Source organism: Agrobacterium tumefaciens (assembly GCF_013318015.2).
GTDB lineage: Bacteria > Pseudomonadota > Alphaproteobacteria > Rhizobiales > Rhizobiaceae > Agrobacterium > Agrobacterium tumefaciens.
On sequence record NZ_CP115841.1, the window covers coordinates 2,024,775 to 2,038,188 of the forward strand.

At 60.0% G+C, this 13,414-nt stretch carries 13 protein-coding genes; 5 read left to right on the forward strand and 8 right to left on the reverse strand.

Annotated elements, in window-relative coordinates; translation table 11 throughout:
- The 3 genes from G6L97_RS10070 to rpoH all read left to right on the forward strand — a co-directional run bounded on the left by G6L97_RS10070 (position 1) and on the right by rpoH (position 2,175).
- Positions 1-249 (forward strand): hypothetical protein, encoded by a 249-nt coding sequence (locus G6L97_RS10070; protein WP_003513980.1) that lies wholly within the window; start codon positions 1-3, stop codon positions 247-249.
- Between the two features lie 33 nt (positions 250-282).
- The gene (locus G6L97_RS10075; protein WP_174002889.1) at positions 283-1,107 is read left to right on the forward strand and encodes a class I SAM-dependent methyltransferase; all 825 of its coding nucleotides are present in this window, start codon (positions 283-285) and stop codon (positions 1,105-1,107) included.
- A gap of 165 nt (positions 1,108-1,272) precedes the next feature.
- On the forward strand, positions 1,273-2,175 hold the full coding sequence (rpoH, locus tag G6L97_RS10080; RefSeq protein ID WP_003491840.1) for an RNA polymerase sigma factor RpoH: 903 nt from the start codon (positions 1,273-1,275) through the stop codon (positions 2,173-2,175).
- Positions 2,176-2,428: 253 nt separating this feature from the next.
- Here the strand turns inward: rpoH and G6L97_RS10085 are convergent, their stop codons facing one another.
- Together G6L97_RS10085 and G6L97_RS10090 are read right to left on the reverse strand one after the other, a co-directional pair.
- The gene (locus G6L97_RS10085) at positions 2,429-4,732 is read right to left on the reverse strand and encodes a hypothetical protein (RefSeq protein WP_162686680.1); all 2,304 of its coding nucleotides are present in this window, start codon (positions 4,730-4,732) and stop codon (positions 2,429-2,431) included.
- A 70-nt stretch (positions 4,733-4,802) separates the two neighbouring features.
- On the reverse strand, positions 4,803-6,101 hold the full coding sequence (locus G6L97_RS10090; RefSeq protein ID WP_003513983.1) for an adenylosuccinate synthase: 1,299 nt from the start codon (positions 6,099-6,101) through the stop codon (positions 4,803-4,805).
- 239 nt (positions 6,102-6,340) lie between these two features.
- On the opposite strand from G6L97_RS10090, the gene G6L97_RS10095 reads away from it, so the two are divergent.
- Positions 6,341-7,228 carry a DMT family transporter gene (locus G6L97_RS10095; protein ID WP_162686679.1) on the forward strand — a complete coding sequence of 296 codons (888 nt, stop codon included), beginning with the start codon at positions 6,341-6,343 and terminating at the stop codon, positions 7,226-7,228.
- Between the two features lie 53 nt (positions 7,229-7,281).
- On the opposite strand, the gene G6L97_RS10100 is transcribed toward G6L97_RS10095, so the two are convergent.
- On the reverse strand, positions 7,282-7,815 hold the full coding sequence (locus G6L97_RS10100; RefSeq protein ID WP_026330751.1) for a transglutaminase-like cysteine peptidase: 534 nt from the start codon (positions 7,813-7,815) through the stop codon (positions 7,282-7,284).
- 682 nt (positions 7,816-8,497) lie between these two features.
- Between G6L97_RS10100 and G6L97_RS10105 the strand changes: the two genes are divergently transcribed.
- Positions 8,498-9,082, forward strand: a complete 585-nt coding sequence (locus G6L97_RS10105; RefSeq protein WP_013636743.1) for a transglycosylase SLT domain-containing protein — start codon at positions 8,498-8,500, stop codon at positions 9,080-9,082.
- A 117-nt stretch (positions 9,083-9,199) separates the two neighbouring features.
- On the opposite strand, the gene G6L97_RS10110 is transcribed toward G6L97_RS10105, so the two are convergent.
- The 5 genes from G6L97_RS10110 to G6L97_RS10130 form a co-directional block, all read right to left on the reverse strand.
- Positions 9,200-9,814, reverse strand: coding sequence for an alpha/beta hydrolase (locus tag G6L97_RS10110; RefSeq protein WP_065662148.1), 615 nt, complete (start codon positions 9,812-9,814; stop codon positions 9,200-9,202).
- A gap of 169 nt (positions 9,815-9,983) precedes the next feature.
- On the reverse strand, positions 9,984-10,928 hold the full coding sequence (locus tag G6L97_RS10115) for a VOC family protein (RefSeq protein WP_111784157.1): 945 nt from the start codon (positions 10,926-10,928) through the stop codon (positions 9,984-9,986).
- A gap of 165 nt (positions 10,929-11,093) precedes the next feature.
- The gene (locus G6L97_RS10120) at positions 11,094-12,170 is read right to left on the reverse strand and encodes a siderophore-interacting protein (RefSeq protein WP_111784149.1); all 1,077 of its coding nucleotides are present in this window, start codon (positions 12,168-12,170) and stop codon (positions 11,094-11,096) included.
- Between the two features lie 121 nt (positions 12,171-12,291).
- Positions 12,292-12,984 carry a uracil-DNA glycosylase gene (gene ung, locus G6L97_RS10125; RefSeq protein ID WP_025594362.1) on the reverse strand — a complete coding sequence of 231 codons (693 nt, stop codon included), beginning with the start codon at positions 12,982-12,984 and terminating at the stop codon, positions 12,292-12,294.
- 14 nt (positions 12,985-12,998) lie between these two features.
- Positions 12,999-13,394, reverse strand: a complete 396-nt coding sequence (locus G6L97_RS10130; protein WP_111784148.1) for a VOC family protein — start codon at positions 13,392-13,394, stop codon at positions 12,999-13,001.
- Positions 13,395-13,414: the final 20 nt, after the last annotated feature.

The window sequence follows — 13,414 nt, forward strand, 5'->3', positions numbered from 1 at the left end:
ATGCCGCACGGCGAGGTCAAAAAAACCACGCCGTGCATCTTGCCGGAAGCCACGGAAAATAAAAAGAGATTAGCGGATAGCGATATTCCCCACATGGTCTTTCTTGTAGACCGCCCCAATTCCGCTTCAATCGTCGCACCTCTTCGAACCCCGGAAAGCTTGAAATCGTCACCGCGAATGCCGTGGCCGGACCTCTGGCTTGCCGAAAGACAGACGTTGCAAGGAACGCCGTTTTATCCGCAGAGCTGAACGGAACCGGCATGACGACGGGATCTATCGCGCATGAACACCGATGAACGCCAGTTTATCTTTCAGGAATTACGAAGCGTCGAAGGCTATATCGACCCACCCGACGCGCTTGTCTTCAAGGCGCTGCTGCAGGCGCAGACAAGGGACGGCCTGAAGGGCGGCATGGCGGAGATCGGCGTCTATTATGGCCGCTCCTATTTTCTGCTGCGCAAATTCGCGCAGCCGCAGGAAAAGGTTCTGGGCGTCGACCTGTTCGAACTCGACCCACCCTCGGACCGAAGCCTCGACCAATATGACCGCCTGATGGAAAACGGCAGGCGGTTGGGTTTTGCGATGGATGAGGACTTGATCATCAAGGGCGACAGCACCCGGCTCGCACCCACCGATATTACGTCGCGGACTGGTCCCGTCAGGTTCTTCAGCATTGACGGCGGGCACCACCTGCACCATGTGCTGGCGGACGCGAAACTGGCGCTGGAGGTGATCGCCCCGCACGGCGTCATCGTCTTCGACGATACCTTCAACCCCGCATGGCCGGAAGTGACCGTTGGCGTCGCCGATTTTCTGCGCACCCACGGCCACAGCCTCGCCTGCTTCGCAATGACGAAATACAAGACCTATGTCTGCCGCCGTGAATTTCACGCTGTCTACGCGGACGCGATTGCCTCTGGCCCCGACTTGCAGACACTCGATCATGTCGAAACGGAGTTTCTTGGCTCCCGGGTCGTTCGCCTGCACAACCCCACCCGCCGGCGGGTCATGTATGAGTTGATGGTGCGCTCTGGTCTCGGTGGTTTTTCGGAACGAATTTACCGTTCGAAAGTTAAACAGGTCAAAGAAGGTGTCGCCGGGACATAACGCATGTGTGAACGCTGTGTTCGCTTGAAACTCGGCGGGTGCATACATATTTGTTACGTGGGTTCGTGCGGGGTCGGTAACGACCCGCCACTAGCGGTGTGCCTTGGGCGAGTAATCGCCAGTCGATGAGGGTGCCGTTCCAGACCATAGATAAGGGGGTGCTTTATGGCCCGCAATAGTTTGCCTACAATTACGGCCGGCGAAGCCGGTCTCAATAGATATCTCGACGAAATCCGTAAATTCCCGATGCTGGAGCCGCAGGAAGAGTACATGCTTGGCAAGCGTTACGCCGAGCATGGCGACCGCGACGCCGCTCACAAGCTCGTCACCAGCCACCTGCGCCTTGTTGCCAAGATTGCCATGGGTTACCGCGGTTACGGCCTGCCGATTGGCGAAGTCGTGTCCGAAGGCAATGTCGGCCTGATGCAGGCGGTGAAGAAGTTTGATCCGGAACGCGGTTTCCGTCTGGCCACCTACGCCATGTGGTGGATCAAGGCTTCGATCCAGGAATATATCCTGCGTTCGTGGTCGCTGGTGAAGATGGGTACGACTGCCAACCAGAAACGCCTGTTCTTCAACCTGCGCCGGCTGAAAGGCCGTATCCAGGCGATCGACGATGGCGATCTGAAGCCGGAACACGTCAAGGAAATCGCCACCAAGCTGCAGGTTTCCGAGGAAGAAGTGATCTCGATGAACCGCCGCCTGCACGGCGACGCATCGCTGAATGCGCCCATCAAGGCATCCGAAGGCGAATCCGGCCAATGGCAGGACTGGCTGGTGGACGACCATGAAAGCCAGGAAGCCGTGCTGATCGAGCAGGACGAGCTGGAAACCCGCCGCCGCATGCTGGCCAAGGCCATGGGCGTGCTGAACGATCGTGAACGCCGCATCTTCGAGGCCCGCCGCCTTGCCGAAGATCCGGTGACGCTGGAAGAACTCTCATCCGAGTTCGATATCAGCCGCGAACGCGTGCGCCAGATCGAGGTTCGCGCCTTCGAGAAGGTTCAGGAAGCGGTGCAGAAGGAAGCCCTCGAAGCCGCCCGCGCGCTGCGCGTGGTGGATGCGTAAGGCTCGGTCTTTTTAAGAGAGTGGGGCTGAACTTATCGGCTACGTCATACTCGGGCCTGTCCCGAGGATGACTACGGAGTAATTGGCTCGACTGCCATCCCATCTCACTCCCCTTGGTGTCCGGCGTGACGAGAGAGTGAGATTCTTTGCCAGTAAATTTCTAAGCCCGCAGATCGCGAGATCTGCGGGCTTTTTATTTGCAAGACATAAGGAAGAAATGAGGGGACCGGCTTTAGCCGATCCCCCACACAAATCACTGACCGGTCGCGGGCTTTGCAGCCGCCCATTCGCGTAGCGCCGTGTCGAAGGCGGCGATGCCGTCATTGCCCTTTTGCAAGGTCAGAAGCGCACGGCGGCCGTTGCGGTAGGAAACCGGGATGTCGATCCAGTTGCGGCTCTTCAACAGCTCCAGATTGGTCTTCATCGCATCCGGGAAGTCGTTAAGCGCGATCATGTGGAAATCGTCGGTGATCTTGGCCGGAACCGCGATCAGGGCGTTACCACGATCCTGCTCCGTGCTCTTCATCGCGATACGCTGGACGCTGTCGATCGCGCCGCCTTCGAAGCCGGGCGAAACCGAGAAGACGATCTCGATCAGATGGCTTGCCGGAAGCGAAGGATCGGTGTTGCGCTTGAAGGTGATGAGCGCGCTGAGGCCACGTCCTGGAACCGTGATCTGGCCCTGCACCGTTGCGGACGGACGACCCTCATTGTCGTTCTCCTGCTGCAAGGACCAGGAAACGCTGCCCTGAATGGCGGTCGGAACCGTCTGGCCCAGCACTTCTTCGTAGAGGAACATGCGGTCGCCCGTGGCGGCAGCGGCCGCAGCAGGCGGCTGTGCCGGCGGCGTACCAGCCGGAGTACCCGCAGCCGTATTGGCCGGAGCCTCGCCCGCAGGTGGCGGCGCGACATTCTGCTCATAGACCGACTGCCCTTCCGCCGTGACGGGCTGGCCATTGGCGCCCGGCGCCGGCCCGTCATCGCGCTCGGTCCCGTCGGCCAGAAGCCGCTGGGTGAACTTGGTGCCGGTGACGGACCCGTCATCGGCATGCGGCTGCGCCTGATGGTTGGTGGGGCTTGTCGTCGGCTGCTGCCCGCTGGCGGGCGGCTGCTGGGCAGCTGGCGGTGTGGATGTCGGCGTCTGCGCCGTATTGGCTGGAGGCGTCTGGGTGCCGCCATCCTTCTGTGCCGATTGCACCAGGCCACCGACCATGTCGTTCAGCGCATCACGGTTCAACCAGAGCGCATAACCACCACCGGCAAGAAGCCCGGCGCCCACAAGCGCAAGTACCAGCGAGGCATAATTCCGGCGCGGCTTCTTCTTGACCATGTAAGCGGGCGTCGCGGCACCAGCACCGAGAGCGGGCATTTCGTTCGTCGTTGCCCGGCTGGAAGACGATGCGCCATCATAGCCGATCAGTTCGTCCAGATCGTCCCAGGGCGTGCGCTCCTTGTTGTCCTTGGAGGCACGGTCATCGAAGGGATCGTTATCGGCGCGCGGCAACGCAGGCGTGGCCTTCGGCGGGATCGCGAGATCCGTGTCCTCGAAATAGGACGAGAAGTCCTCGACGACAGCAGCCTTTTTCGGGGCCGTGTCTTCGGTTTGCCGGGGTTCGGAAAAATCGTCGTGCCCGCCAAAAATCGGATCGTGATCGGCAGCAGCGCGGTAACCGGCATGCTCGTTCCCGTCGCGCCGCTCAGGCTCGAAGCTGACATCCGGGGCCTGATAGTGCTGAGCGGAATAACCGGCGACGACGGAATGGTCGTCCCTCTCGTGGCGCACTTCGGCCTCGGCAGCCGGGCGAACATCCTCGTCCTGCGCTTCTTCGAGCTTGCGCCAGTCATCCTCGTCAACCGGCTGCGCCCAATGGGGCGGCACGGAATCATCGGCATGGGGGGCCGCCGCTTCAGGCGCGATATCGTCAACGCGCTCGTCCTCCGGCTGATAGGCCGGCTCTTCATGCGCGCGGGTGAAATAGGTACCGGCTTCCTCGTGAGGACCGGCTTCATGAACCGGCGCGACACGGGGCGGTTCGGGTGCGTCGTAAAGCTCCTCCGGCTCACGCGCGCCGTAATGCTGCTCCTCATGCGGGATTAAAGCGGCGACGGGTTCTTCGGGGAGAGGCTCCTCTTCGCGGGCGGGTTCTTCATAAACCGGCTCTGGCTGGACAGGATAAACCGGCTCCGAATGTGCGGGCACAACCGGAGCAGGCTCTTCCTCCACCGGCTCGTACCGCTCGGCGGCATGAACGGCAGGCTCTTCGGCAACGTCCTGCGGATGATAGACAGCATCCACCTCTTCCGCCACGGGGGAGAAAGCATCATCCTCCTCCAGTGCCGGCAAGGCCTCGGCATATTCACTGTCCACCTCGGCTATGGCGGCGTCCAGCTTGGCGATCTGCCGGCGCAACAATTCTTCCGGCGGACGTGGCTTCATATTCTCGAGCTGGCGCACAACCGCACTGCGCGCCTTGTCGTAAACCTTCGCCCGGTTTTCGGGAGTATTGTTCGCCAAGCCATCCACGGCCTTGCGAATGACTGCTACAAAATCCGCCATAAGCACTTTCTCGTCGTGACCGGCGACGTACCGGCCCGATATGGTTTATGAATCTAGATCGCCGAGGACATTAGTCCTCAAACGGATCAGTCACAAGTATGGTGTCGTCACGCTCCGGACTTGTCGACAGAAGCGCGACAGGCGCCCCGATCAGTTCTTCCACCTGACGGACATATTTAATTGCCTGAGCAGGCAAATCCGCCCATTTTCGGGCGCCGACGGTAGATTCTTTCCAGCCTTCCAGCGTGACATAGATCGGCTCAACACGAGCCTGCGCACCCTGGCTTGCGGGAAGATGATCGATTTCCTGCCCGTCGAGCTTGTAGCCGACGCAGATTTTCAGCTCGTCCAGACCGTCGAGAACGTCAAGCTTGGTGAGCGCGATGCCGGTGATGCCGTTGGTGGCGACCGACTGGCGCACCAGCGCTGCGTCAAACCAGCCACAACGACGCTTGCGGCCGGTGACAGTGCCGAACTCATGGCCCTTTTCGCCCAGGAACTGGCCGATTTCGTCATGCAGCTCGGTCGGGAAAGGACCTTCGCCAACGCGGGTCGTATAGGCCTTGGTGATGCCGAGAATATAACCCAGCGAACCCGGACCCATGCCCGAACCGGCAGCGGCCTGACCGGCAACCGTGTTGGAAGAGGTGACATAGGGGTATGTGCCGTGGTCGATATCGAGCAGCGAGCCCTGCGCGCCTTCGAACAGGATGCGCGCACCGGCGCGGCGCTTCTTGTCGAGCAGCAGCCATACGGTTTCGCTGAACGGCAGGATGCGTTCTGCAACCGAGCTCAACTCTTCCATGATGGTTTCATGCGAAACTTCAGCAGCGCCGAAGCCGCGACGCAGCGCATTGTGATGCGTCAGGATGCGATCGACCTTGGCGGACAGCGCCTCCATGTCGGCCAGATCCATGACGCGGATGGCGCGGCGGCCGACCTTGTCTTCGTAGGCCGGGCCGATGCCGCGGCGCGTGGTGCCGATCTTGGTGCCGCTGTTGGAGGCGGCGTCTTCGCGCATGCCATCAAGTTCGCGGTGCAGGGAAAGAATGAGCGTGGCATTGTCTGCAATGCGCAGGTTTTCCGGCGTAACCTTTACGCCCTGCACTTCCAGACGGCCGATTTCAGCGATCAGCGCATGCGGATCGACCACGACGCCGTTGCCGATGACGGCGAGCTTGCCCGGACGCACGACGCCGGAAGGCAGAAGCGAAAGCTTGTAGCTGATGCCATCGATGACAAGAGTATGGCCGGCATTGTGGCCGCCCTGATACCGCACGACGACATCTGCCCGCTCGGACAGCCAGTCGACAATCTTGCCTTTGCCTTCGTCGCCCCACTGCGAGCCGACCACCACAACATTCGTCATTTCTTGCTTTCCTGCTCATGGCGCTTGCGCGCCCGATAACCCGATGGGAAACCCAAACCCGCGAATGTATACTGCGTTGTTTTACGGAAAGCGACCCTGTTTCTTATGGTGAATTTTGCTTTTTCCGTGACAAAACGTCGAATTCCGCATTATCTCGCCCCGTGGGGGACAAGCGCGGACACAAGGCCGCTATTCACCCCTTAGCCTTTTCCCGCCCCTTGAAGAAGCGAAACATCAGCGTGCCTTCGAAAGCCTATCTCGCCCTCATCATCGCCACGCTCTGCTGGGGTGGCAATACCGTTGCCGGAAAGCTCGCCGTCGGCCACATCAGCCCCATGGCGTTTACCTTCCTGCGCTGGGTTTTGGCCGTCGCCATCATCTTCGCCATTTCCTTGCCGCAGCTCATCAAGGACTGGCCGGTGGTGAAAAAACGCCTGCCTTACTTCTTCGTGCTCGGCAGTATCGGTTACACCGCCTTCAACGTCTTTCTTTATACCGCGCTTCAGCACACCTCCGCCATCAATGCCGCCGTCATCCAGGCGGGCATTCCCATGGTCATATTCGTGCTGAACTTCATCCTGTTCCGCACTCGCGTGCTGTTCGGCCAGATCGCCGGTTTCTGTCTCACCATTGCCGGCGTGGCGCTTCTCGCCTCGCATGGTGATCCGGTCTCGCTGCTGCAACTGGAGATGAATGCCGGCGACGCCATCATGCTGCTGGCGGTGCTGGTCTATGCCATCTACACCGTCATCCTGCGCTGGAAACCAATCGTGGACTGGCGCACGCTGATGGCGATCCCAGCCTTTTTCGCCCTCCTAACCTCAGTCCCGCTGGTCTTTTGGGAAATCTCACGCGACAACGTCGTCTGGCCCGATCAGAAGGGTTGGGTGCTGGTGGTCTATGCCGCCATCTTCGCGTCGCTCATCGCCCAGATCCTGTACATCAAGGGCGTGGAGCAGATCGGCGCCAACCGCGCCGGCCTTTTCATCAACCTCGTCCCCGTCTTCGGCACGCTTCTCTCCGTCATCGTCCTCAGCGAAACCCTGCATCCCTACCAGATCGCGGCGCTGGTGATGGCGCTGGCCGGCATTGCCGTGGCGGAACGAAAAAAATCGCCGGCTTCCTGATCCCGTAAGGGTCTGGAAAACCGGCGCAGTCTGGCAGGCATGAAAAGTTAGGGTTAGAGCGCGGTTTCGCGCTCAACCGGAGAGAAAGCGGCGTTGCCGAGCACGATATCGCCCTTGTCGGTGCTCACAATGAGCACCTTTTCGAGCGATCCGTCATCATCAAGCAAAAAGGCAAGGCGCAGTGCTGCGGAAGACCAGCCGGCACCGGCCAGTGCCGTGCGCTTGATCGCGGCACAATCGCCACAATCATTGGCGCTTACCGAAGGCGTTGCCGGAACATCGGCTGAAAAGCCGGAGAAATAATCATCGAGTGCGCCCATGGTGGCGTTCACATCGCGGTTGACGCGCAGCAGTTCATCGCGGCGTTCGCCGGTCAGCGGTGCGGCAATCGTCGAAACGCATTGGCCGGCGGACAGAACGCAGCCATCAAAACCGCCGGGCGCCGAAATACCGATCTGTGTTACGGCGCTCTTTTCGGCTGCGGCAAAGCTGCGTGCAAAACCGGCGGCACCAGCCGCATCGGCATGAGTGGACATGGAAGCAATGGCAATTCCGCAGATGGCGGCAGCAATAATCTTCTTCAGCATTTTCATACCCCGTTTGACGATCCGCCGGCTTGTGCCGGTCTCGATTTCTGTTTTCCGCAGCGGCCCCGTCCTTGCAGGTTGTCCGCTCCTTGTCTGTGATCCCACAATGGCACAGCACTGTTTTCAGCCGCTTTAAGCCGATTGCTACAATTTTATCGGTTTTCATTTTTGTACAGGGGGCAGGCTCTCCGGAAACATAGCCCGCGCCCGTCGCCCCGAAACCGAGGCAACGCTTAGAAGCGATAAAGGGGCCGCATCGCTGCGGGAGTATCAAATGGTGTAGTAGGGTTTTGCAGACGATGCGGCCCCGGCTTCAACATGTGACCCGCCCGCCAAACCGGTTCCTGTTTGGAGGATGAGCATATGCCGGCCGCCTCAACCGTGACATCGGGAAACTCCCCGGTTTTGGCCGCCTGCCCCGCCCACCTTGCGCCGCGCGCACGCTGGATGACCGGGATGGGATAAGCATAAGCGGCTTTGTGAGACCGGGGATGTGCGGGGATGCCGGCAATGCCATGCCCGGAAAAAAACGCCACTCACCCCATGGTTTTGCCGCATCCCGGACACAGGAATTTTCAGCGGGTTAACAAGCGCTTGATCGGCGGCATTTGAATTAACCTTGTCTTAAAACCCGACGTTAATGGTTAGCAATTTAAGAATTGCGGAACGAAAGGGTTCCGCGATGCGTGGCGTATTTGCCGTTGTTTTACTGATGACTGTTCTGGCCGGTTGCGCAACCGCACCGTCGCAGGTCACCAATGCCTGTGCGATTTTCGAGCAGCGGAACGGCCTCTTCAACAACTGGCGACGTGACGCGAGGGCAGCCGAACGGGAGTTCGGCGTGCCGGTGCCGGTGATGATGGCAACGATCTACACCGAATCTGCCTTCCGCCCCTATGCCCGCCCGCCGCGCACCAAACTCTTCGGCTTCATTCCCTGGACGCGCCAGTCCACCGCTTACGGTTATGCCCAGGCGCTGGACGGTACATGGGAGGTCTACAAACGCGAAACCGGCCGCTGGTCGGCCAGCCGCACGGATTTCACCGACGCAATCCATTTCGTCGGCTGGTATCACGCCAAGAGCCGCCGCGAAAACGGCATTGCGCTGAACGATCCCTATAACCTCTACCTCGCCTATTATTCCGGCCATGCCGGTTACGCCAAGGGAAGCTGGCGCAACAATTCCGCCGTCCAGAAAGCCGCCCGCCGCTCCGCCAACATGGCGCTGCGTTACGAGGCGCAGTTGCAGCAATGCGGATATCGCTAAGGCGGGTGTAGCAGGATCGTTCTGCCTGGATGCGATGCGGAAAGGCGGATCACCTACCCTCACCGTCACCCCGGACTAGATCCGGCATGACGGTGAGGAAGGAGGCCGGGCAGAAAGCTACCCTCCATAAGGCGCCAGAAACGCCCGCACCGCCTCGATTTCGTTCGAACGAATTTCATGCCCGCCCGGATGCCACACCGTTTTCACCGTGCCGCCCTGCGCTTCAAGGCTCTTTTCCAGCGCCTTCGTCAGCGGCACCGGGCAGATGGGATCGCGTTCTCCGGCCGTGATCAACACCCGGCGCGAGGATTTGGCCGCAGCCGCCTGCGGCTCGAACGGGATGAGCGGATGCATCAGCACGGCGGCATCAAAAAGCTCCGGCTGTTCGATCAGCACATTTGCGAGAATATTCGCGCCGTTGGAAAAACCGAGACCGATAACCGGACCAGCCTGATAGTGCTCCCGGTTGGCTTTGACGAAATCCGCCAGCTTGGCTGTTGCCCGCTCTAGATCGGCCATGTCGTAAACGCCCTCACCCGTGCGCCGGAAAAACCGCGCAGCGCCATGTTCGGCGACATCGCCGAGCGGCGAGACAATCGTGGCATTCGGCAACAGGCCCGAGCCGAAATCGAAGAACTGGTTTTCATCACCGCCGGTGCCGTGCAGCACGACGAAAAGCGGTGCACCCGCAACGCCGGCACGGGATTTGTGGAAATATGTGTCTTTGGTCATTGGATAATCCTTTCTGAAAGGAGAAATTCAGCGATACCGAACTCACTCTGCCGCAAGGCATTGGGCATCACATGTCGAGCGAGAGGTTTCAGCGTGTCGTCTTCTCCCCGGACGGGGAGAAGAAAAGAGTGGCAAACGTCCTGCCAAAGGATGGCCAGGTCCGATAGGGTTAAACCGCCTTCTCGTCACCCAGCGGCTCCAGCTGCTTTTCCAGCTGGGCGCGCAGATGCGCGTGCTGGGTCGGCAGCTTCAGCGCCTCGCCGAGATGCGCCGTATCCTCATCGCGGTCGAAACCGGGCTCGTTGGTGGCCACTTCGAACAGCACGCCGCCGGGCGTGCGGAAATAGATCGCCCAGAAATAATCGCGGTCGATCACCGGGGTCACCTGATAGCCGGTATCCATCAGCGCCTTGCGGACTTCGAGCTGTTTTTCGCGGTTTTCGACCGCAAAGGCGATGTGGTGCACCGAACCCGCGCCGAGGCGCGCGCCGGAGATGTTCGGCATGGTTTCGATGTCGATGACATCAGCACCGTTGCCGCCGGGCATGCCGAGACGCAGCACGCCATCCTGGCGGTCCACTTCCTCATAACCCATGAACTTCAAAAGCTCGGCGGTCGCCCCTTCGTCACGGAGGCGCAAGGAGGCGCCCTGAAAACCGTGGATCGCCTGATCCGCACTGACCCCATTGCCGGTCCACTGCGTACGGGCATCATCCTTGACCTCGACCAGCGCGAAACCATCACCATCGGGACCTTCAAAATGCAGGCGCTTGTTGCCGAATGCCTCGTCAGCCTTCAGACCGTCCACGCCCGCCTTGGAAAGACGATCCTGCCAGTAGCCGAGCGAGCCTTCCGGGACGGAAAACAGCGTTGTGCCCACTTCGCCGGTGCCGGGACGACCACGGGCAATGTGCGGGAACGGAAAATAGGTCATGACGGAGCCGGGCGTGCCGACCTCATCGCCATAATAGAGATGGTAGACATCCGGCGCATCGAAATTGACCGTCTTCTTCACCCGGCGCAGGCCGAGCGTATCGGTGAAAAAGCCGTTGTTCTGGCGCGCACTACCGGCCATGGAGGTGACGTGGTGCAGGCCCTTGATCTGGTTCAACATGATAAACCCCTTTTCGCCTTGGCGGCCCGTCAATCGGGCCAGCCGTGTTCATGGCGTGAAGATGGGGTAAGAAGTGCTGCGGGCATAGACCGGCAACAGGAACGGATTGTTCCCGATTGGTGAACGATAAAACCGACTGTTCAACTCAGTCGATAGAGGCATGCCTCAATGATCGTCGGCGAGGCCCATGCTCCAGTAACCGACGGCGCGCAGCGACGCTTTCGGGAAGGAAATCTCATCGGTGAGGAAGGATTTCGCCGCCCTCGCCTCGGACTTCTCGCAGGCGACGAAAACATGCAGGCCATCATGCTCGCCCGTCCAGGCATGGCCGCGCAACGCCTGTTCGATAAGGCCCGATGTGCCGGCGGGCTTGCCGCGACGATAAAGCCATGTCCATTCGACATTGGCGGCGCAGACGATCACCTGCCGTTCCGCCTCGTTGTCGATCTCGGCATAGACGCTGAGCGTCTTGCCAACAGGCATTTCCGCCGCCATGCGCAGCATCACCGGCAGCGCGGTCTCGTCGCCGGCAAAGACGTAACGCTCCGCTTCCGGGCAAGTGCCGCTCGGACCGATGATGCCGAGAACGTCGCCCGGCTTTGCCGTCGCGCCGAAATTTGCGCCCGGCATGTCATCGCCCTCATGCATGACGAAATCGATATCCACCTCACCGCGGCCGACATCGCCGGAGCGGATGGTATAGACGCGCCGCGTCAGAAGATCGTCGCCCGCCGGCCAGACGATCGCGCCGGTGGGCGCGAGGTAAGGCCAGACCGCAGCGCGCGCCTGATCGGGAATGAGCAGCAGGCGAACATGCATGCCGCCGGTGACAAGCCTTTCAATACCGCTTTCGACGGACACCACGAGACGGCGCATATGCGGCGTCAGATTATAGGCGCGGGCAACCTTGCCGACGAAGAGATTGGGTAGCTCGCGCTGATAGGCGCCGTGTCCGCTCCAACGGAAATCGAGTCCCGTCTTGCCGGAAAACTCAACGATATGCTCAGCCACCATGGCCTTGACCGACGTCAATATATGTTCGGAAACGCAGCTTACCCGGGCGGCGAACCGGCCACCTTCGGCGCTGAAGCTGCCATGGCCATATTCCGCCTTGAAACGCACCGTCGTCCCTTCCCGCTCCATCTCCATATGCTCCGAAAAATGATCCTCGAAAGCATCGACGATCGATGCGGGATCGGGCAGCGAGACAGAGGTTTCTGCAGACAGGAGAGACACGGGCACAAATCCTTCACTTTGTAGTCGAGTATTCTTAAACCGGACCCGACTGCGCTGTAAAGATGTTTGCTGCACTCCCCGTCATGCCCGTCTTGAGCCGGCATGACGGCGGAGGATGGAAGGTTGCTTAAGCAGTTTCCGGCAATTGCCAGTCGATAGGCTCGCGGCCATGGGATACCAGGAAGGCGTTTGCCTTGGAAAAATGGCCATTGCCGAAAAAGCCGTTATGGGCCGAAAGCGGCGAAGGGTGCGGCGAGCGCAGCACGAGATGTTTTTTCTGGTCCACGAAAGCCGCCTTCTTCTGGGCATACGAACCCCAGAGCAGGAACACCACATGCTCGCATTCGTCATTGACGGCGCGGATGACGGCATCGGTGAACTTTTCCCAGCCCTGCCCCTGATGCGAGGCAGCGCGCGATTCTTCCACCGTCAGCACGCTGTTGAGCAAAAGCACGCCCTGTTTCGCCCAGCTTTCCAGAAAACCGTGACTGACGGGGCGGATGCCGAGATCGCTCTGCAATTCCTTGTAGATATTGACGAGCGAGGGCGGAATGCGCACGCCGGGCTGCACCGAAAAGCAAAGCCCATGTGCCTGGCCAACCCCATGATAGGGGTCCTGCCCCAGAATGACGACCTTGACCCTGTCGAGCGGGGTCAGATCCAGCGCCCGGAAATATTCGGCACCCTTGGGAAAGATGTGCTTGCCAGCAGTTTTCTCGGCAAGCAGGAAATCTTTGAGCTTCTGCATGTAGGGGCTGGCGAATTCGGTGGAAAGAACACGTTTCCAGCTGTCTTCGAGTTTGACGCCTGCCTCTGCCATGTTGTGCCTCTTTGTTACTTGAACCGGTTGCCGCGCTGCAGCACTTCGATCTTGTAGCCATCCGGATCGCAAATGAAGAAATATTTCGCGAAAGGCTGACCTCTATGGTCGGCTTCGATGATCTTGCCCGGAGACAGGCCAAGCTCGATGAAACGCTGATGTTCGGCATCCACATCGGCAACGCTGACCGCGAGATGGCCGTAGCCGTCACCCAGCGCATAGGGCACTTCGCGACCCCGGTTGACAGTCAGCTCCAGCTCGAAATCGCCTTCGGCATTGCTGAGATAGATCAGCGTGAAATTTTCGAACTCGGCACGTTCCGCAATCGCAAGCCCGAAAGCCTGCTTGTAAAACTCCACCGAACGCTTTTCTTCCAGCACCCGGACCATCGAGTGGATCAGCTTGGCCATGGTGTTTTCCTTCTGCTTCT